We start from the raw sequence: 22,438 nt of genomic DNA, 5'->3' as shown, positions 1-22,438 counted from the left end.
GATTCTAATTCATAATAAATGTTGTCGGTTGGTACTGCACTAATATTTTAAATAAGATGATGTTATTTATAAATTAATGCGGATAATATTTGTGCGTATTGCATAAATATCTCAACAGAGGTTAATCTTTTTTGTAATTTGCTAGTGGTGCCACATTTTGTTTTTAGATTTTATTTAATTGATAAAATTTACTAATTATCTAATCATATTTGTAATAAACATAATTTGTATTGAGTTTCTTTTCCTGAATCTGATCATTCCTTTATATTTTGTTTTCTCTGATTGAGTGTTTCTTGTTGATCACATTTTTGTAATCGGAATTGGATGGTAGTTATTCTAATGAGTTAATTATTAATTATTTTCATTTCTTTAATATTCGGTAATTAATCTGCTTAGATTTATAGGATCTGTGATGTCAATATCATAATTATGTTTGTAAAGTTAATTAATTAATTACTTGAATTAATTGGTTGATATGATGCATAATGGTGCATATTAGTATGATCTGGTATCGCCTGTTCCCAATTAAAAGTGTGGAGAAGTGTTTCATGAGTATCAGATTGATTTTTCTCATAATTATATTTGTAGTTACCATTTTATCAGGAGCCTATCCATTTATTGTTAGAAGGCGTGACATTTGCGGATGTCCCAGATCTTTTGATTTCTCTAGAGCTGAATCGTTAGCTGTTGGTGTTTTTTTAGGATCAAGTTTAATGCATATGCTTTCTGATGCCTCTAGAAGTTTTTATGAGCTAAATTATAGCTATCCCATACCTTTTTTTATGGCATCTTCAGTTTTTTTATTGTTACTATTGTTGGAGCATGTTGGTAGAGAGATTTATGAGCAAGAAGGCAGTTCTAGCCGATCATTGGCAGTTTTGGCCGTTTCTATGCTTTCTTTTCACAGTCTTTTGGCAGGATCAGCTCTGGGGCTTAGTAGGTCATCTTCTGTTATGTGGCTGGTGTTTCTGGCTATTACAGCGCATAAATGGGCTGCTAGTTTTGCTTTGTCGGTACAAATTAATAAAACCTCTTTGTCCTTAAAATCGAGAATTTTGTTATTCGGCATATTCTCTATAATGGCTCCTCTGGGGATAATATTTGGTAGCACTATGCAACGATTTACCTCTCCTTATCCACTTGTGACCCCTGCTTTTTCATCTTTAGCTGCTGGAACGTTTCTATATATGGGTACTCTGCATGGGTTGGAGCAGGGTATACTGGTAAAAAGCTGCTGCAACTTGAGAAATTTTCTGTTTGTAATAGCTGGTTTTTTAATAATGTCTTTTGTTGCTTTGTGGACCTAGCTTGTTTTCAAGCGCAAATTATAGGCAAATTGTTTAATTAAATTAAACAGATGATGTTATTGTGCATTTTTTCTCATTATTGTGTTAATTATTTTTTATTTTTGTGCTTGATTTAGAATTACTTGTGGGGGATATTGCTATTTGTGTATAAATATAAATAGATATAGATTTGTTAGTTGAGGTTAGTGATTTACGAATTTTGGGGGAGGAGCGTGTGGGTATGACTCCTCTGGTCTTCGTTGTGTTTTGCATTATTGAAATTTTCCAATCTGTTTTTCTGTGAGTTTTTACGGTCTCTCGTATTGTGGTTTCTTGTTACCAATAATTATTTTGCTAATCCTAGTAAATAAGGAAGGATAGTATTTAGTATCAGTTGCATAAAAATAAAAATAAAATTTTGACTTTGTTTTTTCGTATCAATAACGAGGAAAAAATAATGATTTTTATTTTTCATATGGTACTTAGTTAAATGATTAATGGGAATTTTTTTTGTAGACTTTGCTGTATACCATCTCCTAGATGTAAGCTTGATAAGGTTTTAGGAGAAGTTTCTTGTATTTACGATTATAAAATTATTTCAATCTCTGATCGTGGTTTTTCTTTCAAAAAGTTTAAGGGCAACTTTTTTGATACAGGTGACAGTACACTGAGCCGTAGAGTTTTGCAAAGCATTATTTTGGGAAATGCAGAAAAAGTTATTTCTGATAACAGAACCATGGGCTCTCGCCATTGTAATCCTGATAACGGTGTCGTGTCTTTGTATATTAAACCACCGGAATGGTCTCACTGTAGCGCTATCAAGTTGGAGGAGTCTTTTATACATTGCTGGGATTGTAACTCAAAAATGTATAAAAGTTTTATCTGCCCTACAATCCCTTATTCTATATCTACAGAAAATATTAAAATTAATGCTTCTTGTTCTACGTGTTGTTTAGATTCTTTTGATAGATATAAATTTATTGGAAGTTTCGTGGATATAGGAAGTGGTAGTATTTTTATGATTTCTTGTTCCTCTGGTAAATCTGTTTTTATTCCATCTTTTAGTGCTAGTTTTTTTAGTGAGGGGATGACTAAGTGCGATTCCCTTAACAAAGGTGATGTTTTATTATGTTGTGAGCGAAGTAGTGGGTCCAAATTTATATCTTGTAAGGATTGTGTCTTGGATATGTCTCTTAAATTAGGAATTGATAGATCTTCTGTTGATGCTGATAGCTTATTTCCAGTTACTATTGATGTTGCTGATGATTTTTCCTCTTCTGATCTTGTTAGTGGAATGGAATCAAATTATGAACTTGTTCCTGTTGATGATGAATCAGCTAGAGGTGCGAGGTATTCTAGGTATTTTTGTTTGATTGGTATTGCTATTATGTTTTTATATTTGATGGCATTGCTGATATTTGCTATATGGGTTTCTGTGAATCCGTCTTTTCTCTCTAGAATTTAATTATTCAAGTTTGTTTTTACCATGAAGGTGAATTTATTCCGCAGTTAGTTTTGTTTTTTTAAGTGTATTCCAAGTTATTATCTATTATTGATATAAATATTTTTAAGACAAATTTTATTATTTTTTTATGTTTTTGTGTGTGTTTTCTGTGTGTAATTTTTCCTGTTTGTATTTATGTTCTCATGTTCATTTTTTGTCTCTATGGTCAATTTTTTAATTTCACCTAAGTAATTTTTCAAAGTAACTATAAATATTTTTGACATGAAATTTACTGTTTGATGGCTAATTTTATTTTTTTCCTTATCTAATTTTTTGCTTGTATAGATCTATCTCTATTTATTCTTATTTTTATTAGTGGTGATTTTTTTGGGGGCTTATAACTCTCTATAACTGAACTTATCGAGACCTATAATGTTTACTATTTTTTGTATGTAACAATCGTACTATTACATAATAATACATATTACGTAATAGTACGAATTTACGGAGATACTGGAATGTAACGCATTGAATTTAATATTAAATTTTTTTAAAAGAATTACTGAAAGAAATGATAATTTTAATTTTTAAGATAATTTTTAATAAAAATTTGTTAAGTTGATAATGTGCCTGTTACAAGGGGGTTCATGCACGTGCTTTTTGGAATCTATTCATTAACAACAAGCCATTACATTTTTTGTCTTCGTGGCAGCAAATCGCTAAACCGTAACACATACTCTGATATTTATCTCTCTGCATTTTTAGAATAGAGAGGCCTTTATTGTTATTTTTCAAGTATTACCATCTTTTACTGCGTAATAACTTACCTCTTAAATTAGCAATATTGTTGCGGTATCACGATTTTTCACCTGTTTGGGAACGCGGAGAAACATTTACTATTGGCTAAGTAGCTATCCATACGCTCCTTAACTAGTTCCATATCATCAGATATCTTAAAGTTAGAGTTAGCATAGTAAGGCCTTGCATAGTAAGGACAACAACCCGAGAAAGGATGAGCTTCATATAAATCGTATGACTTCAAGGCCTTTCTATCCGGTACAGGAAGGTTAAGTTCATTGATTATAAGTTCATTTGTATCCTTAAATTTAGTTCTAGCTACTAATTCTAACTTACTTCTAAGAGATAGGTAATACTTCATAAAATAAACGATGCAATTATCCCTGGCATTAATATCGGTATTTCTGAGTAATTTCCTTTCTTTAATAAGATTAGAAAATTTAAATCTATCAATTAACCCCCACCTAACTTCTGTTCCAATAAAAAGATCAACATTAACCTCATCAGGTGAGCTCTTATCTTTAGTCATAGTAACAAATGTTGATTTACTAACTAACCTTCTTTCAATTGCTTTTCTTATGCCTGTTACTAAAGCAGTGTAATTGCCATGACACTGTGTATTTTGTCCAACCTCCATGTTTGTTGTAAGTTCAGATATTGACGCTGTCTCCTTGTTTTTGTTATTAGGTATCATCCGATTGCTTTTTAATAAAATTTTTATTTCTGACATCATTTTATTTCTTTTTTTTAACAAAAATTTTACTTCTGATTCCATCAATTTTTCTTCTTCATTTTTTTCTTCAATTGTCTCATCATTTCCTAGCATACAGTATTTAATATAGTCACACATATATTGCAGATTATCATACTTGCCATTATTTTTAATGTAAGTATCATCTTCAGGTGTTGGATCTTCAAAACTACACTCTGGGTTCATGTAATTAAGGTTAGTACATATAGGAGACTGAATTTTAATCGAGCGTAAGTACATCAAAGATCTTGAAATACATGATTCCAACAATACACCGGCAGCATTTAGATACTCAGATTTACTACCGTTATTGATGCTAGAAACAATACTGGAAATAATTACGGAAGGTGGTTTAATAAAACTGCAATCTATTTGTAATAAACCAGATACTGATGAGTCACTATTTGTGGGAGTGTAATAGTTGTTAGTTACTAAAGAAATATTATCCGAGCTACTATCACCACATGAGTTTATACAATGTAATTCCATGATTAACCGCCAACAGAATATAAAATTTCCCCAAACTTCATTTTATACACCATGGCCATGATTTTTACTATACGCACTGCAACTTTTACTAAAATAATGAGAGCTTATTAGCGTTTATTTTTATGTTGTCGTCAAGTTATTTTATTAGAACTAGAGCAGTAATTTTTCATACGTGCCTTAACTACATCCATATCTGCACATATCTTGTTACCAAGGTTTGCGTAGTAAGGCCTCGCGTAGTAAGGACAATACCTTGAGAAAGGATGATATCTATATACCTCGTACGATTTCAAGTCTTTTTTACCCGGTAGAGGAAGGTTAAATTCCTTGATTATAAGTTCATCTGCGTCCTTAAATTTAGTTCTAGCTACTAATTCTAACTTACTTCTAAGGGATAGGTAATACTTCATAAAATGGGCGATACAATTGTCCCTGGCATTAATATCGGCATTTCTAAGTAATTTCCTCTCTTTAATAAGATTAGAAAATTTAAATCTATCAGCTAATCTCCATATAATTTCTGTATCAGTATGTTCAAGCAAGCTATTATCTTTAGGAATAGTAACAAATGCTGATTTACTAACTAACCTTCTTTCAATTGCTTTTATTATGCCAGTTGCTAGAGTTTTGTAATTACCATTACATCCCGCAGCCGTTTCAACTTCTATGTCTGCAGTAAGTTCATGTTCTATGCTTGCGGTGAGTTCAGATATTGATGCCATCTCTTTATTTTGGTGATTAGGTACCGGTTTATTGCTTTTTGATAAAATTTTTACTTCTGAAATCATTTGATCCCTTTTTTCTAATAAAAATCTTACTTCTGATTCTAGGAATTTATCTTCTTCATGTTTTTCTTCAATTGTTTCGTCATTTCCTAGCATGCAGTATTTAATATAGTCACACATATATTGTAAAGTACCGTATTGTTCGTTATTTTTAATGTAGCTATCACTCCTAGGATTCGGATCTCCAAAACTGCATTCGGGGCTTCTATAATCAAGGTTAGTACATACAGGATACTTAATTTTAATAGATCGTAAGTACATCAAAGATCTTGACATACATAATTCCAATAATGTACTAGCAGCAGTTAGATACTCAGATTTATTGCCGTTATTAATGCTAGAAACAATATTGGAAATAATTTCAGAGGGTGGGCTAATAAAACTGCAATCTATCTGTAATAAATTTGATATGGATGAGTCACTACTTGTGGGATTGTGACAATAAGAAATATTATCTGAGCAATCATTATTACATGCGTTGATACAATATGATTCCATGCTTAACCGCCGATATTAAGGACGTAATGAACTTAGTTTTTACACCATTGCCATGATTTTTGCTATAGAATAGTGGGAGCTTATTGCCATTTATTTTTCTGTTGTTATCACTATTTTTTCCGACATTTGTTGTTGTAGATTGTTTACGTACCATAACGTCTATTTTTTTGTATAAATCATGGATACTAGGTGTTTAGCCTACATTTAATGTTTATATTTATGTTGTCGTCAAGTTATTTTGTTAGAACTGGAGCAGTTTAGAACTGGAGCAGTAATTATTCATGCGCTTCTTAACTATATTCATGTCGTCACATATCTTGTCTTCAAAGTTTGCGTAGTAAGGTCTTGCATAGTAAGGGCAAGATCTTGAGAAAGGATGAGATCTAAGTACTTCTGATGATTTCAAGTCTTCTTTCCCTGGTACAGGAAGTTTAAATTCCTTGGTTATAAGTTCATCTGTATCCTTAAACTTAGTTCTAGCTACTAATTCTAACTTTCTTCTAAGAGATAGGTAATACTTCATAAAATGAGCGATGCAATTATCCCTGGCATTAATACCGGCATTTCTAAGTAATTTCCTCTCTTTAATAAGATTAGAATGGTTAAATCTATCAGCTAATCTCCATATAATTCCCGTATCAGTATGTTCAATTGAGCTTTTATCTTTAGGGATAGTAATAAATGCTGATCTACTAATTGCCCTTCTTTCAATTGCTTTTCTTATGCCAATTGCTAGAGTTCTATAACTACTATTACATCCCGCAGCCGTTTCAAATTTTATGTCTGAGGTAAGTTCAGGTTCTATGCTTGCGGTGAGTTCAGATATTGATGCTATATCCTTATTTTGGTGATTAGGTATTATTGTATTCCTTTTTCCTAATAAAAATCTTACTTCTGATATCATTTGATCCCTTTCTCCTAATAAAAATCTTGCTTCTGATTCCAGAAATTTTTCTTCTTCATGTTTTTCTTCAATTGTTTCGTCATTTCCTAGCATACAGTATTTAACATAGTCACACATATATTGTAGAGTACCGTATTGGTCGTCATTTTTAATGTAGCTATCACTCCTAGGCCTCGGATCCCCATAAATACATTCTGGGCTCCTATAACTAAGGTTAGTAGATACAGGAGGATGAATTTTAATAGAGCGTAAATACATCAAAGATGTTGACATACATGATTCCAATAATGCACTAGCAGCAATTAGATACTCAGATTTATTACCGTTATTAATGCTAGAAACAATATCGTAAATAATTGCAGAAGATGGGTTAATAAAACTGCAGTTTATCTGTAATAAGTCTGACACGGACGAGCCACTGTTTGAGGGAGTGCAACAATCATTGTTAGTTACTAAAGAAATACTATCTGAGCAACTATTATTACATAAGTCAATACAACATGATTCCATTTTTAACCGTCGATAGTTAGTGAGGGCGTCCCAAACCTTATTTTATATACTATAGACATGATTTTTACTATAAAGATAATGAGATCTTATTACCATTTATTTTTCTGTTACTATCACCATTTTTTCCGACATTTGTTGTGCCGACCTTTAGTATGATATTATTTACGTACCATAACACCTATTTCATTAACAACGTCTAATGACGATGGTCAGCTTTTACTAATCACAGTACCATATTTTGTATAAACCATGGACCCCATGTATTGTAACCCACATCTCATGTTTATATTTATGTCATCGTCAAGTTATTTTGTTAGAACTGGAGATCTTGAGAAAGGATGAGATTTACATACTTCGTATGATTTCAAGTCTTCTTTCCTCGGTGCAGGAAGGTTAAATTCCTTGGTTATAAGTTCATCTGTATCCTTAAACTTAGTTCTATCTACTAATTCTAACTTGCTTATAAGAGATAGGTAATACTTCATAAAATGAGCGATGCAATTATCCCTGGCATTAATTATTTATATTGGAATCAAAGCTATTTTAGAACGGGAGCAGTAATTATTCATACGCTCCTCAACTATATCCATGTCTGCAGATATTTTGCTACCAGAGTTTGCGTAGTAAGGCCTTGCATAGTAAGGGCAAGACCTTGAGAAGGGAGGAGCAGAATATACTGAATATGCCTTCAGATCCGCTTTTTCAGGCATAGGGATTTTATTAAAGCATTCTTTTATAAGTTCATCCTTATCCTTAAATTTAGTCCTAGCAACTAGTTCTAACTTATTCCTAAGAGATAAGTAATATTTCATACAATAAAAAATACAATTGTCCCTAGCTTCAATATCGGCATTTCTAAGTGATCTCTTCTTTTTAGAAACATTAGTAAATTTCAATTTATCAATTAATTTCCATGGAATCTCCATACTTACGTCGCAATTATTAACAACAATTTCAGTATTTCCAGTTGGTTTCTTCTCTGTATAAATACCAGTAAAATCTGATTTATTAACTAATCTCCATTCAAGTGCGTTTCTTACTCCAGATACCAGGGCAGCATATTTATCAGCGCATTCCATCTCAGGTTCAATTTCTGAGTCTACGGCAAGTTCATATATTGACATTGACGATGGTAATTTATTTCGTGATTTAATTGACTTACTTTGGTGTTCCAATAGTAGTAGGTCTCTGTGCTCATACAACTTTCTTCTTTCTGAGTTTAGTGTCTGTTCTTCCTCCTCTCTTTCTTCATTTGTTTCATCATTCCCTAGCATGCAATACTTAAAATAGTCACACATATACTGTAGTAGACCATATTTGCCATCATTTTTAATGTAAGTATCTCTCTGAGGTACCGGATCCCCATAACCGTATTCTGGGTCTCTATGGCTAAAATTGCTACAACAAAGTGGGGGGTGAATTTTAATCGAACGTATGTACATAAAAGATTTTGACATACATTCTTCTAATAACACATGAGCAGTGCTTAGATACCCAGACGCATCGTTGCTATTAATGCTAGAAACAAGATTGGAAATAGTTGTAGTAGATGGGTTAATAAATCTGCAATCTATCTGTAATAAATCCGACATTGGTAAATCAGTACTTGATAAACTAGTGTCACCGTCATTTGTTGCTGATATACTTAAGCAACCAATATCACATCGGTCAATACAAGAAGATGATTCCATATTTGATTACTCGTCATAAAATAATGATAACGGTTCGCTTCCCTGTTGCCTATGAGTATAACCCACGAACCTTACTACATATAGTGCAAACTTAACTAATAATGCTTCTGGTGTGTATGTTGTTTTAGCACTGTTATCTGAAATATTAATGAATTATAGGAAGTTTTTGTTAAATTAGAATCATGATTATTTTTGTATTAATGCATCATGGTACATCGTTATATTGTTCGGTATCTTTACTATTATTTTGGCAGCAATCATTATGTTTACGGATATAACGATATCACTTCAACCGCAACATATTAAAGGGGTACTAACTGTTGAAATGTTTGTCAAAGCAAAAAGTTATCCACTGTTATATTTTTGCATTTGCTTTATTAACCGGTGCTGTGATGAATGCGCTTCTTATTTTGTATGGATTGACGGTATTTTGGGGTAATGATTGCCCATTTCATGATGTATTAGAACCTGGTTTCGATTCTGTGTAAATTGATTTAGGCATGGTAGTGCTGGCTAAGTAATTTTCCATGCGTTCCCTAACTTGTTTCATATCTCCACATATCTGAAAACCAGAGTTGGCATAGTACGGCCTTGCATAGTACGGACAAGACCTTGAGTAAGGAGGTGATAAGTATACTTCATATGATTTCAATTCTTCTTTTTTCGGTATAGGAAGCCTAAATCCATCGATTATAAGTTTATCTCCACCCTTAAATTTAGCTCTAGCTACTAATTCTAACTTACTTCTAAGAGATAGGTAATACTTCATAAAATAAGCGATGCAATTATCCCTGGCATTAATATCGGCGTTTCTAAGTAATCTCCTTTCCTTAATAAGGTTAGTAAATTTTGATCTATCAATTAATCTCCATTCAATTCTTATTCCCGTGTCTATATCAATATTGTCACCGTCAAGTGATCTATCGTATTTGGGAATAGTAGAAAATTTTGATTTATCAACTAATCTTCTTTCAATTGCTTTTCTTATTCTTGTTACTAGAGCGGTGTAATTACCATGACATCCTGTATTAGTTCCAAGTACTTCTACGTCTGCAGCAAGTTCAAATACTGATGATGGTATTTTGTCCTGTGAGGATATCACCTTATTTTGATGTTCCAATAAAAGTTGATTCCTTTGTTTTAATAAAGTTCTTACTTCTGATTTCAGTAATTTTTCTTCCTCATGTTTTTCTTCAATTGTTTCGTCATTTCCTAGCATACAGTATTTAAAATAGTCATACATATATTGTAATGAATCATAGTTATCATCACTGGATTTAATGCAACTATCCTTATCAGGTGTTACTGCATCCAAACTACATTCTGGATCCATATAGTTAAGGTTAGTACAGATAGGAGAATGAATTTTAATCGATCGCACATACGACAAACATCTGTGCATACACAATTCCAATAAGGCACGAGCGGCATTTATATACCCTGATATATCATCGTTATTAATGCTAGAAACAAGATCGGAAATAATGGCAGTAGGTGGGTTAATAAATCTGCAATCTATTTGTAATAAATTTGATATTGGTGAATCAGTAGTTGTGTAATCAGTGCTGTCATTGTTTGTTAGTGATACATTTGGGCAACTAATATTGCATCCGTCAATGTAAGATGATTCCATGTTTAATTACTCAGCATAAGGAGGTTTGTTTGTCTATAACCTAAGATTATAAACCACGAACCTTAGTGCATGTGCTGCAAAACTTAACTAGAATAATAATGTTTATTACCATTCATTTTTATTTTTCTATCACTACTTCTGTCTATATTATTTGCATTGAGCTCCAGTGTGGATATTGATTTTAAGATGTTATCAGTAATACTAAGTAATTATAGAATTATAGGAAATTTCTTTTGGCATACTTGATTAAAATCATGATTAATTTTGTGTTAATTTACAATGATATATCTTTGTGTTTCTTAGTATCTTACCTATTACTATTTTACCTATTACTATTATTTTGTGGCAGCAGTCAGTATGTTTCCAAATATACAGATATCACTTTAACAGCAACAAATTATATAAGTCTAGGGTTCAGTGCGATATTTGAAGGATTTAGTTACACATATAAGTTACAAAGCATACATGATAAATGTAAATACCTGTATATAGTCGTGCTAAACCTGGTAATTTAATTGGCAGGGATCGTTGTATAGCAAAAACTACAAATATTATTGTTTGTTAACATGTTAACTTTAATTTAAGGATGTACTAACTATTTTATTGAATAAATTTGAACACACATGACAAATAAAATGTTTGTCAAAGCAAAAAATTACCTGCTGCTATATGTTTGCAGTTGCTTTATTAATCGGTGTTATGCTAAATATACTTGTCATCTTGGGTGGATTGACGCTACGGGTGCCCTAGACAGGCAACTGTGCACATTTGTGTTGTCTTGAAAATATTTAAGAATATTGGTATACGGTTTGTTAGATAATTTATAGTAAGTACTAAGTACTGTTCAGTGCAAAATAGGATGGGGAGTTGTTGTCTTCATTTCATAGGGGTAGGGGAATAAAACATGGATTGTTCTGGTATTCATTGCAGTGCTTCAGGAAGTGCATCAAATGATGAAGAGGCAGGAACTAGTGGTGATCTTTTGGGTGGCAATGCTTGCCTACTTGAAGATGCACCGGAATCTGAATTTGATTTTATGAAAATTGATTTCAGTCTGGTAGGGTTGGATTGGGATCTCGTTTCTGATATTAAGCATAGCATTGATAATAATGATGCGCCTAAGTATAGATCTTCTGTAGGTGTGTTCCTGGGAAGGTGTATGGCTGAATCTCTGCGTTATGTGCGTTCAATTACTATCCCTCCTTGTCGTCTTAATGATGGTATTAACTATGATCCATTACCAAATAAAGATAGATACCTGTTTATTGATGTGGGGTTTTGTGATTATAGAGAGGGTGCTGAACCAGAGGCAGCATATGAATGTTTGCAGTATATGTGTGATTATTTTAAATATTATTTTTTAGAGTCTCAATTAGAAGGATTTGAAGAAAGTGAAGAAGCAACAGATGACATGGAAGTAGAAGTAATTGAGCCATTGCCAGCCCTTCTAGATAATACAGACAATAGCACTAAAATTATCAGAGTTACTTCAGAAGGTGTTGCATTGGTAGTAGAAGAAGAAAGAGGGGATCGATTTCATACAGGTGATAATTTATCATGCCTTGATAAGGAAAATCTTGCTAGTAGCAGCGATGAGTTGGATCTGATCTCTTCTATAGCGAGAGAAAGTTTAAATCTTGTATCTACTAAAGAATCAATTATGAAAAATTCATTACTTGAGAGGGAAGTGGGGATAAGAAATACTGAAATTTTTACCCGGGATATGTTGATTAAAAATTTTATGGAGTATTATTTATTGGTTAAAGATCAACTTAGATTTATATCTGATTCTAGATTTGTAGGAAAAACTGATCTTATAAATGAGGAGTTTGATCTACCAGTGCCTGGTGATATTTCAGAGTTAGTGCGAGAAAAAATATCAGATGAATTTGGTGTACGTAGGTATGCTTCTGAAAAAGGTGATAAGTTTTTTTGCAATGGAAAACTTAGCTCCTCCAGTTTAAGTATGTCAGACCCAATAAAAAGTAGAATTGATCATGTGCGGGAAAATGTTATGCCTATTGTTGCAAACAGAATGAAGGATTATTTGCTAAATTCTAAATACGTTGAAGATAATGTTCTTGTTCAAGTGCAGTCTAAGTCTTACATAGTAAACATAAGAAATAAAAAGGAGGCAGAGCATTCTGAATGATATATTTTTATAAATTAGTATTCATGACATAAAGTCGGGGTGTTTTTTGTGATGATAGGCAGTGTTTGCTTTCTAGTAGATTAAATTAACGAATGCATAATTAATTTAAATAACCTGCTTTACTACGTTATGCTTTCCGTGTTTAAGGACATGATGTAACGTTTCATACGATTTACAACCTCTTCCATGACGTGTTTGCGTATTAAACTTAAGGTAAAAGTACTCATATTATGGTCAATTCCGGTAACATATCGGCTTTCTGAATTAGTAGAAAGACACATGCATCGCTTGTCATCACAGAAAAAATGATCTACCTTGCTAGCGTGATAATTAGAGGTTGGCCTTCCTGTTTCTATTTCTTCATGTACCACTTCCGCAACTTCCCTAGGAACTGGGAGCACATTTTTCTCAGATAGGAATTTATCTCTGTATTCAAAATTCAAGTCAGCAATTGATTCAAATTTATCTGTAATTAATAAGTAATATTCCATTAATGATTTAATTAATGTATCCCTATTTGAGCTCTCTAAATACTCTATTTTTAATGACTTTACATCTTTTACGCGAAGCGAAGGTATCTTTCTTTTCACAATATCTAAACACTCATTGCCAACGTATATAATCAATTTTTCATAGTTACTTATATTTTTTGCTGTTAAGGAAACTTCTTCTACATCAAACCCAACATTAATTGGTTGTTCATTTTTTCTTTCTTCACTAATGGCATTCAGTAGAGGTGTGTATTCTTCTTCATGCTTTTTAGTAATAAAGGGCAGGCATTCGAATTGACTCTCTAATACGTAGTATTTAAAGTAGTCGCACATGTACTGCAATCTTCCATATAACTTACGAATATCATCTGTTGGCTCAGAAAGTGAGTGATGAGCAATATGTTCATAAGCATTGTGATCGGATGGTCCCGCAACAAACTCATTAACATATCTCGATCGCAAATATTGACCGTAATCAATATACGCATCTCCGGCTGGAAGAGGGCCAATACCATCATGGTGAGGATAAAATCTAAGTGCACGAACGTACTGTAAAGATTTATACATAAATTTCGCTGTAAAATCATTCATTGAAGACAAATATTTGGACAAATTATTATCTTCAATGCTATGAACAATATCGGCAATAGAAGCACTATCTGCTAGTTCGGGATCTACTTGTGTTGTACCCAATGATACATTGATACCGCGCACGCAGTGAAATGCTCTACAAGGGTCTTTACTTCCACCAATAATTCCTACATCAGTATTAATTTGTATGACAACGTCTTGATTATTATCATCTACTTCGCGTTTTTCATTTGATGTGCTATTACGAATCGAATCCATTTTTCTCAATCCTGTAGAGATAGGTGCCATGTATTTATTCACATCTGCGCCGCAGAATACTATAATCATCTTCTTCATCATTTAAGGTTACAAGGAATTTTTCGGCGTGATATCTAATGATATGCACAAACATTATGATTAGGACGATAAAAGCATTGAATAGTGCTTGTATTGAATGTAGATGTTATTGTTCCAGATATTTATGTAACATCACTTTTTGTTTAAAAATATAAGGTTGTAGTTGCAGCTTAAGAATTCAATTATCATGTCATGAATGCCATGATAAAAACTATTTGCTTAGATGATTATGCGCTGATAAGGTGATGCGTCTATCATGAAATGTTTTTTTATTAGCATTAACTTGGTATTTCTTGGTGGTAGTGCCTTTTTAGTATTTGTAATTTAAAATTATTAAATTTTCAATGATTTTATCATTTCAGTTATGATGTTTGCTTAATTGTCTACGTAATTAGCCTAGGTGTTGCGAGGAAAAATTTCTTGTTGCCATAAATAAAGAAGGGCATAATGGCTATCCTAGTGAGTAGTTGCGATTATATGCCAAGTGTTTATATCTATAGGATGTGGGAAAAATGGATTCGGTTAATAATAGTACCCCAAATGAAAAACATGAATTAGAGGATGAACGTCCTAACGGTATTTCGCAAGTAGTTACTGATAGCAGCACAATTAGTGATAGTACTGCCTCCTGTAGATCATTTTACTGCGTGCGCGGTATCAGTATATTATCCAGTGCAGTGCAAATAGACCCTGAATTAGTAGATAGTGTTTCTATTGCTGATATTATTTGTAGCATTGAGGAGAACAATTTGTCTAACTATTTGTCTTCAATGGATAATTTTACAGCAAAATTTATGTCTAAATCTTTACAATATGTGCGCGCATTTAGATTTGATCCTTATCCTAATGGTATTGGACCTCTTCCACCTGGAGATGCGTATATTGATTACGGTCAACATTTGCGAAGATATGTGGATGAGTTTGTGGTGGGACCGTCTGATTACAATGCTGATGAGCATATTGACCCTCAGGGTATACTTTATGAGTCAACTGATGAAGTTTATGGGTTATACGGAAGATTGCAATATATGTGTGATTACTTTAAGTACTACATATTAGAAAGTCAATTTGGATTCCTACCTTCGGGGACTACAAAGTGTGAAGAAACTTACATGCCGGTGTTTAGTACCATTAATGAAGGGATGAAAGGTGAGCTGCCAATCGATATTGGATTTGTCTCAGAAGAAGTTGTGCCAGAAGCACGATGTAGAAGTAACTACGACGAGTTGATCACATCAATTAGAAATGAGTGTCGGGTTTTAATGAAAAAAAAGTGGCCCTTGGTTAGAGTAAAAAAAATAAAATCATTGAAAATTAGCTATTTAGATAGCTCAGCTAGAGATGTTTTAATTAAATCTTTAATGGAGTATTACTTATTAATTACTGATAAATTTGAATCAATGGCTGACTTGAATTTTAAATACAGAGATGAATTCCTGTCTGAGAAAAATGTGCTCCCAGTTCCCAGGGAAGTTGCGGAAGTGGTACATGAAGAAATAGAAACAGGAAGGCCAACCTCTAGTTATCATGATAGCAAGGTAGATCATTTTTTTTGTGATTTAAATCGATGCGTATGTCTTTCTAATTCAGAAAGCCGATCCGTTATTGGAATCGACCATAATATGAGTATTTTTACTTTGAGTTTAATACGCAAGTACGTCATGGAAGAGGTTGTAAATCGTATGAAACGTTATATCTTGTCCTTAGATGCAGATAATTAATCGTAAACTATTTACTAGTATGAGCAAAAACAATATTTACATTTTATGATAGATTTAGAAAAAATTTTAATTTCCAGCGCTTGAATAACGCAGATAAAACTACAGTAGCTTAAATTAATAGATAACAGTCAATTAAAATAATTTGCTACTGCGTAATTTTTTGCTGCGTTCTCTTTCTATACATGGATGGCACAGATTTTTTTATGGCAAAGCATCTGTGATTGTGTATTACATGTTTAATGATAAGATGTGCCGTTTCATACGACTCACAACACTCTCCATAACATACTTGCGTATTAGACCCAACGTAAAAATACCCATGTTATGATCAGTTTTGGGGTCATAGCTGCCTCCAAAACTAGAAAGACATAGGCATCGATTTAAATCACAAAAAAAATGTTTTGTTTTGACATCATTATAATTTGAAGTTGTTATTCCTGTTTCTATTTCTTCATGTACCACTTCCGCAACTTCTCTAGGAACTGGAAGTATAACTTTTTCCGCTAGATGCTCATCTCTGTACTTAAAATTCAAGTCAGCCATTGATTCAAATTTATCTATGATCAACAAGTAATATTCCATTAAAGATTTAATTAATGCGTCCCTAGTTGAATTATCTAAGTATCTTACTTTTAATAACTTTATGTTTTTTACATGAGTAGATGTCCCTCTTGTCCTCATTAAATCCAAACATTCATTTTTAATGGATGTGATCAAGTTTTTATATTCATCTCTATCTTTTTGTACAGGTAAACAAACCACTTCCAGGGGAAATTCAATACTAATATGTTGTTTGCTTTTTTTTTCTTTTTCTATGGTTTTCAGTAGCAGTGATGATTTTTCCTGATACTTTGTAATATGAGGTAAGCACTCGAATTGACTCTCCAGTACATAGTATTTAAAGTAATCACACATGTACTGTAATCTTCCATATAATTTATTGATATCGTCGGTTGTCTCGGAAAGTATGTCATAAGACAATATTTGTTCATCAGCGTTGTAATCAGACGGCCCCTCTACAAACTCATGCACATACCTTGAGCGCATATGTTCACCATAGTCAATATATGAATCCTCTGCTGGAGAAGGGCCCATACAATTATAATGAGGCTCAAATCTAAACGCGCGCACATACTGTAAAGATTTAGACATAAATTTTGCTGTGAAATTATCCATCGAAGATAAATACTTAGACAAATTATTGCTCTCAATGCTATGAACGATATCGGCAATGGAAGCACTGTCTACTAATTCAGGGTCTATCTGCATAATACCGGATGATATATTGATGCCAGACACGCAATGAAATGACCTGCAAGGCATACTACTATCGTTAATTATAATGTCATCAGTGATTATTTGTGCAATGCTTTTGTGCTGGTTATGCACTACTTCATGTTTTTCATTTGATTTTATCGTACTAAGTGAGTTCATGTTTCCTCAATCCTATAGATACAAACACCATATATTTAATGATATCGTCATCTTTATCATTTATCCATTACTTACAAGTAATTTTCCCTCTCGGTACCTAAGTATAAAAGAATGATATCAGAACGCTTACAACGTAATGAATGAGATGTCTTCATTAAAACAATATAGTTATTCATGGTGAATGACTTTTTTATGACATACAGTTTATTTGTATGGAAATTGCTACTTCTCTTTCTTCTATTAACTAGATAATGCATGCTCAGTTTACATGATATTTTTATGTGTTTAAGGACGAGATGTAGCGTTTCATGCGATTTACAATATCCTCCAGGATGAACCTACGTATTAGTCTCAACGCGAAACCAGTGCGCCTATCAGTTTTTGGATTATTATTAGTGCCAGAACTAGAAATACACAAGCACCTGTTGCCATCACAGAAAAAATGTTCTACCTTGCTATCATGATAATTAGAAGTTGTTCTTCTTGTTTCTATTTCTTCATGTACTACCTCAGCAACTTCTCTAGGAACTGGAAGTACGATTCTACCATCTAAATGTTTATCTCCGTATTTAAACTTTAGGTCAGCCATAGATTCAAATTTTTCCGTGATTAACAAGTAATATTCCATTAAAGATTTAATTAGTGTGTCCTTAGTTGAATTATCCAAATAGCTAATTTTTAACGATTTTATGTTTTTTGCTTCAATGGCAGGTTCTTTTCTTATAATTAGATCACAACATTCCTTTCTAATGGATGTGATAAATTTTTCATAGTCACTTCCATCTTGTATTGCCAGTGAGACTTCTTCTGAAGGAAATTTAACACTAATCGGTTGTTTATTTTCTATTTCTTTATCAATGTTACTAAGTAGAGATGGAGATTTTTTTTCACGCTTTGTGACATAGGGTAGACATTCGAATTGGTCCTCCAATACATAGTATTTAAAGTAATCACACATGTATTGTAATCTTCCGTATAGTATATTGATATCAATGTCATCAGTTGATTCGGAAGGTGTATTAGGAAGATCCATTCTTATATTAGCATTGTGATTAGACGGACCCAGCACAAACTCATGTGCATGTCTTGAACGCCAATTCCTACCGTGGCCAATATACGCATCAGCAGAAGGAAGAGGACCAACTCCAATGGGATTAGGCTCAAACCTAAATGCGCGCACATACTGTAACGATTTAGACATAAATTTTGCTGTAAAATTATCCATCGAAGCAATATATCCAGATAAACTATTGTTTTCAATGCTATGAACTATGTCAGCAACAGAAGCACTGTCTACTAACATAGGGTCTATCTGCGTAATGCCAGATGATATATTAATGCCAGATATACAGTGAAATGTTCTACAAGGCATATCACTTTCACCAATGACTTTACTGTCAGTGATGATTTGTGTAATACCGTAGGAATGTTCATCCGCTGCTTCATGTTTTTTATTTGAGGTGATACCGTGAACTGATTCCATATCTTTTCAATCCTATATAGAGATACACACTTTGCATTTAATCATAGTGTCATTATAGCTTAATACTTATTGTCTCTTCCTCATTACTTGCAAGTAATTTTATCTTGTGGAATCTAATATATAGGTTAGTTCATTGGGCGTTTATACCGAGAAAAGTGTTATATTTATATTATGACAATACAAGTCAAGTATTTATATTTAGTATTCTTCGTCTGACAAACGTATATCAACTTTAAATATGATAGCGGTTATTTTTCTATTATGGTAGGTTCAGTTTATATCCTATTTTATTGGTTTAATGATAGGATGTATCTTTTCATACGATTTACAACATCCTCCATAACGTGTTTGCGTATTAGTTCTAGTCTAAAAAATTCTATATTCTTAGTAATCCATGGAGAGTATTTGCTGCCAAAATTAGAAACACATAGGCATCGATTACCATCACAAAAAAAATGTTCTTCCTTGCTATCGTGATAACTGGAAGTTGGTCTTTCTGTTTCTATTTCTTCATGCACTACCTCTGCAACTTCTCTGGGAACTGGGAGTACAATTTTTTCAGCTAGTGCTTCTCTGTATTTAAATTTTAGGTCAGCCATCGATTCAAATCTATCTGTAATTAGTAAGTAATACTCCATCAAAGATTTGATTATCTTATCTCTAGTTGAATTATCTAAATATCTTATTTTTAATGACTTTATGTTGGCAATTTGAAGTAATGTCCCCTTTTCTTTTACTAAGCCCAAACATTCATTTTTAATCGACATGACTAGGTTTTCATAGTCACTATTACTTTGTACTGATATTGCAACTTTTTTTGCTGAAAATTCAGTATTAACCTGTATTGTGTTTTTCATTTTTTTGTCAATGGCACTGAGTAGAGGTGGAAATTTTTCCTCATATCTATCCTTACTATATGGTAAGCACTCGAATTGACTCTCTAATATATAGTATTTAAAGTAATCACACATGTACTGTAATCTCCCATATTGTTCATAAACACCATCGTTTGCTTCAGAAAGCATATTATTTCTTACAACATGTATGTCGGCATTGTAATCGTCTGAGTTAACTACAAATTCACGCACATATCTTGAGCGCAAATGTTGACCATAGTTAATATATGAATCTTCAGCAGGAGAGGATCCAATGCCACTAGAATGAGGATCAAATCTAAATGCGCGTACATACTGCAAGGATTTAGACATAAACTTAGCCGTAAATTTATCTATAGAAGATAAATATTTGGATAAATCACTGTTCTCTATGCTATGAGCAATATCAGCAACAGAGGCGCTATCTACTAATTCAGGGTCTATCTGAGTCATGCTTGACGATATATTAATACCAGATATGCAGTGAAATGACCTACAAGCCATTCCACGGTCAATAACGCTACTATCATTGTTGACTATTTGTGTGATATCTGCACAATTATTAGCTTCTACTAGATATTTTTCATTTGAGGTTATACTACAAGTTGGTTTCATGTTTAGTAATCCTATAGATAAATATTAGTCACTTATTTGCGTTTGTATTTCATAAAAATTTTTATTATTTTTACTTCCTCCTCCTTCTTCATCTGTTACAAGGAATTTTATTCATAGGAAATTAATTGTATAAATATCATGAATAGAGGCTATATTGCAATTAAGTATTATTGCCCCAGATGTTCTTAACCAAAGGACCAAATTGTAATAGGCATGTAGATATGTAACTAGTTAATAATTTTATGAAAAAATTTGTGTTTATTAAAATTTATACAAATAAAATACAAAAATTTCTAAATCAAGTATTTATTATTTTCAACGGCAAAATATCATCATAAACCAGATAAATATGTGATATCTAGTTTTTAGACATCTGCACATTTGTGGTACACCTGTAATTATTTCAATTTTTATCTGTTCAGGGACAGGATGTAAAGCTTCATGCGATTTACAACTTCATCCATAACGTGACTACGTATACTTTTCAAGCTAGAAATAGCTACATTAGGGTCAATTTCTGGAGCATGCTTATTTCTAAAATTAGAAGGACACAGGCAGCGATTACCATCACAAAAAAAGTTTTCTGGCTTGTTAATATTATAATTGTAAGTTGTTCTTCCTGTTCCTATTTCTTCATTTACTAGTTCTGCAACTTCCCTTGGTACTGGAAGTACAACTTTTTCTCCAGTAATATCATCTCTGTATTTAAACTTCAAGTCAGCCATCGATTCAAATTTATCCATAATTAGTAAGTAATATTCCATTAAACATTTAATCAATGTGTCTCTATTTAAACTATCCAAATACCTTATTTTTAATAATTTTATATTATTTACGTGAGCAGATGATATGTTTTTTCTCATGAAATCCTGAGATTCACTTTCTATGGATGCGATAAAGCTGTCATAGTTACTTTCATATACATTATCGATTACAACCTCTTCTGTTGCGAATTCAAAATTGACCCGTATATCTTTTTTTGTTTCTGCCTTTATGGCACTTAATATCGGCAGTGATTTTGCCTCATATTTTTTAGAATGAGGTAGGCATTCGAATTGATTCTCTAATATGTAGTACTTAAAGTAATCACAAATGTACTGCAGTCTTCCATACTTTTCATAAATTTCATCAATTGGTTCAGAAAGCACATGATTTCTTACTACATTTATATCAGCATTGTAGTCAGATGGATTAACCACGAATTCACGTACATAACTCGAGCGTTGATGTTGTCCATAGTCCAGATATGCATCGCCAGTTGGGTTTGTGCTAAAGCTATAATAAGGATCTAATCTAAATGAACGTACATATTGCAAAGATTTCGTCATAAAGTTTGCTGTGAACTTGTCCATTGAGCACAAGTACTTAGATAATCTACTGTTTTCAATGCTATGAACGATATCAGCAACAGAATCACTATCCACTAATTCTGGGTCTATTTGTGTTATACCTGAAGATATGCTGATGCCAGATACGTAGTGGGTCGATCTGCAAGTTATATCACTTCCAATTATGTTACTGCCTTCAGAACTTACTTGTACAATGTCTTCGTAAGTTTTATCTTTTACTTGGTACTTTTCGTTTAAGGTGATACTCCTAGCTGAATCCATGTGCATTGATCCTGTAGATAGATATTTTTCATTCAGTTGCAGTTGTATTTCATAAAACTTTCCATCTCTTGTATTTTCTTCTTCATCATTGGTGGTTACAAGGAATTTTTCTATGGGGGGATTGTAATTATAATGATTAGATTATTAAAGCATTAAATTGAGTTTATATTGCAACTAGGTATTATTGTTATATATTTTTTATGGAACATTAATTTTAACTTAATGATAAAGTTGCATCTACAGCTGAATAATTTACAACTTTTGTTTTTGTATGCGTGCTTACTATTTTACTCCAACGGGTGTATCTGCTTATTTGATATTTCTGTAGGATATAATTATTA

Annotated in this window: 15 protein-coding genes; 4 read left to right on the top strand and 11 right to left on the bottom strand. The window is 32.6% G+C overall.

Features of this window, described 5'->3' with window-relative positions; genetic code table 11:
- The first annotated feature begins 548 nt into the window (after positions 1 to 548).
- Together Arg41_RS05605 and Arg41_RS05600 are read left to right on the top strand one after the other, a co-directional pair.
- The gene (locus Arg41_RS05605) at positions 549 to 1,307 is read left to right on the top strand and encodes a ZIP family metal transporter (protein ID WP_092343466.1); all 759 of its coding nucleotides are present in this window, start codon (positions 549 to 551) and stop codon (positions 1,305 to 1,307) included.
- A 469-nt stretch (positions 1,308 to 1,776) separates the two neighbouring features.
- Positions 1,777 to 2,751, top strand: a complete 975-nt coding sequence (locus tag Arg41_RS05600; RefSeq protein ID WP_092343467.1) for a hypothetical protein — start codon at positions 1,777 to 1,779, stop codon at positions 2,749 to 2,751.
- Between the two features lie 844 nt (positions 2,752 to 3,595).
- On the opposite strand, the gene Arg41_RS05595 is transcribed toward Arg41_RS05600, so the two are convergent.
- From Arg41_RS05595 to Arg41_RS05570, 6 genes are all read right to left on the bottom strand, one after another.
- Entirely contained in the window at positions 3,596 to 4,768 is a 1,173-nt protein-coding gene (locus Arg41_RS05595) for a hypothetical protein (RefSeq protein WP_092343468.1), read from the bottom strand.
- A 131-nt stretch (positions 4,769 to 4,899) separates the two neighbouring features.
- On the bottom strand, positions 4,900 to 6,051 hold the full coding sequence (locus tag Arg41_RS05590) for a hypothetical protein (RefSeq protein WP_092343469.1): 1,152 nt from the start codon (positions 6,049 to 6,051) through the stop codon (positions 4,900 to 4,902).
- Between the two features lie 241 nt (positions 6,052 to 6,292).
- Positions 6,293 to 7,465, bottom strand: a complete 1,173-nt coding sequence (locus Arg41_RS05585) for a hypothetical protein (RefSeq protein ID WP_092343470.1) — start codon at positions 7,463 to 7,465, stop codon at positions 6,293 to 6,295.
- Positions 7,466 to 7,770: 305 nt separating this feature from the next.
- Positions 7,771 to 7,950 carry a hypothetical protein gene (locus tag Arg41_RS05580; RefSeq protein WP_092343471.1) on the bottom strand — a complete coding sequence of 60 codons (180 nt, stop codon included), beginning with the start codon at positions 7,948 to 7,950 and terminating at the stop codon, positions 7,771 to 7,773.
- A gap of 36 nt (positions 7,951 to 7,986) precedes the next feature.
- On the bottom strand, positions 7,987 to 9,156 hold the full coding sequence (locus Arg41_RS05575; RefSeq protein ID WP_092343472.1) for a hypothetical protein: 1,170 nt from the start codon (positions 9,154 to 9,156) through the stop codon (positions 7,987 to 7,989).
- Positions 9,157 to 9,607: 451 nt separating this feature from the next.
- Positions 9,608 to 10,789: a hypothetical protein gene (locus Arg41_RS05570; protein WP_092343473.1), complete on the bottom strand. Its 1,182-nt coding sequence runs from the start codon at positions 10,787 to 10,789 to the stop codon at positions 9,608 to 9,610.
- A gap of 904 nt (positions 10,790 to 11,693) precedes the next feature.
- On the opposite strand from Arg41_RS05570, the gene Arg41_RS05565 reads away from it, so the two are divergent.
- Positions 11,694 to 12,941 (top strand): hypothetical protein, encoded by a 1,248-nt coding sequence (locus Arg41_RS05565; RefSeq protein ID WP_092343474.1) that lies wholly within the window; start codon positions 11,694 to 11,696, stop codon positions 12,939 to 12,941.
- Between the two features lie 122 nt (positions 12,942 to 13,063).
- On the opposite strand, the gene Arg41_RS05560 is transcribed toward Arg41_RS05565, so the two are convergent.
- Positions 13,064 to 14,281: a hypothetical protein gene (locus tag Arg41_RS05560; protein WP_092343475.1), complete on the bottom strand. Its 1,218-nt coding sequence runs from the start codon at positions 14,279 to 14,281 to the stop codon at positions 13,064 to 13,066.
- 590 nt (positions 14,282 to 14,871) lie between these two features.
- Between Arg41_RS05560 and Arg41_RS05555 the strand changes: the two genes are divergently transcribed.
- Positions 14,872 to 16,080, top strand: a complete 1,209-nt coding sequence (locus Arg41_RS05555) for a hypothetical protein (protein ID WP_092343476.1) — start codon at positions 14,872 to 14,874, stop codon at positions 16,078 to 16,080.
- Positions 16,081 to 16,308: 228 nt separating this feature from the next.
- On the opposite strand, the gene Arg41_RS05550 is transcribed toward Arg41_RS05555, so the two are convergent.
- The 4 genes from Arg41_RS05550 to Arg41_RS05535 all read right to left on the bottom strand — a co-directional run bounded on the left by Arg41_RS05550 (position 16,309) and on the right by Arg41_RS05535 (position 22,097).
- Complete coding sequence (locus Arg41_RS05550) at positions 16,309 to 17,514, bottom strand: hypothetical protein (RefSeq protein ID WP_092490574.1); 1,206 nt, start codon at positions 17,512 to 17,514, stop codon at positions 16,309 to 16,311.
- 277 nt (positions 17,515 to 17,791) lie between these two features.
- On the bottom strand, positions 17,792 to 18,997 hold the full coding sequence (locus tag Arg41_RS05545; protein ID WP_092343478.1) for a hypothetical protein: 1,206 nt from the start codon (positions 18,995 to 18,997) through the stop codon (positions 17,792 to 17,794).
- 287 nt (positions 18,998 to 19,284) lie between these two features.
- Entirely contained in the window at positions 19,285 to 20,487 is a 1,203-nt protein-coding gene (locus tag Arg41_RS05540) for a hypothetical protein (RefSeq protein WP_092343479.1), read from the bottom strand.
- 410 nt (positions 20,488 to 20,897) lie between these two features.
- Positions 20,898 to 22,097, bottom strand: coding sequence for a hypothetical protein (locus Arg41_RS05535; protein ID WP_092343480.1), 1,200 nt, complete (start codon positions 22,095 to 22,097; stop codon positions 20,898 to 20,900).
- Positions 22,098 to 22,438 lie beyond the last annotated feature (341 nt).

Origin of the sequence: Candidatus Ichthyocystis hellenicum, assembly GCF_001460935.1 — a bacterium.
Taxonomy (GTDB): Bacteria; Pseudomonadota; Gammaproteobacteria; order Burkholderiales; family 2013Ark19i; genus Ichthyocystis; species Ichthyocystis hellenicum.
This window is presented reverse-complemented; position numbering and strand designations above follow the sequence as displayed.

Bases quoted from the DNA above. Each gene is read 5' to 3' on its own strand.
- Arg41_RS05605 (WP_092343466.1), top strand. From the start codon at position 549: ATGAGTATCAGATTGATTTTTCTCATAATTATATTTGTAGTTACCATT.
- Arg41_RS05600 (WP_092343467.1), top strand. From the start codon at position 1,777: ATGATTAATGGGAATTTTTTTTGTAGACTTTGCTGTATACCATCTCCT.
- Arg41_RS05595 (WP_092343468.1), bottom strand. From the start codon at position 4,768: ATGGAATTACATTGTATAAACTCATGTGGTGATAGTAGCTCGGATAAT.
- Arg41_RS05590 (WP_092343469.1), bottom strand. From the start codon at position 6,051: ATGGAATCATATTGTATCAACGCATGTAATAATGATTGCTCAGATAAT.
- Arg41_RS05585 (WP_092343470.1), bottom strand. From the start codon at position 7,465: ATGGAATCATGTTGTATTGACTTATGTAATAATAGTTGCTCAGATAGT.
- Arg41_RS05580 (WP_092343471.1), bottom strand. From the start codon at position 7,950: ATGAAGTATTACCTATCTCTTATAAGCAAGTTAGAATTAGTAGATAGA.
- Arg41_RS05575 (WP_092343472.1), bottom strand. From the start codon at position 9,156: ATGGAATCATCTTCTTGTATTGACCGATGTGATATTGGTTGCTTAAGT.
- Arg41_RS05570 (WP_092343473.1), bottom strand. From the start codon at position 10,789: ATGGAATCATCTTACATTGACGGATGCAATATTAGTTGCCCAAATGTA.
- Arg41_RS05565 (WP_092343474.1), top strand. From the start codon at position 11,694: ATGGATTGTTCTGGTATTCATTGCAGTGCTTCAGGAAGTGCATCAAAT.
- Arg41_RS05560 (WP_092343475.1), bottom strand. From the start codon at position 14,281: ATGGATTCGATTCGTAATAGCACATCAAATGAAAAACGCGAAGTAGAT.
- Arg41_RS05555 (WP_092343476.1), top strand. From the start codon at position 14,872: ATGGATTCGGTTAATAATAGTACCCCAAATGAAAAACATGAATTAGAG.
- Arg41_RS05550 (WP_092490574.1), bottom strand. From the start codon at position 17,514: ATGAACTCACTTAGTACGATAAAATCAAATGAAAAACATGAAGTAGTG.
- Arg41_RS05545 (WP_092343478.1), bottom strand. From the start codon at position 18,997: ATGGAATCAGTTCACGGTATCACCTCAAATAAAAAACATGAAGCAGCG.
- Arg41_RS05540 (WP_092343479.1), bottom strand. From the start codon at position 20,487: ATGAAACCAACTTGTAGTATAACCTCAAATGAAAAATATCTAGTAGAA.
- Arg41_RS05535 (WP_092343480.1), bottom strand. From the start codon at position 22,097: ATGGATTCAGCTAGGAGTATCACCTTAAACGAAAAGTACCAAGTAAAA.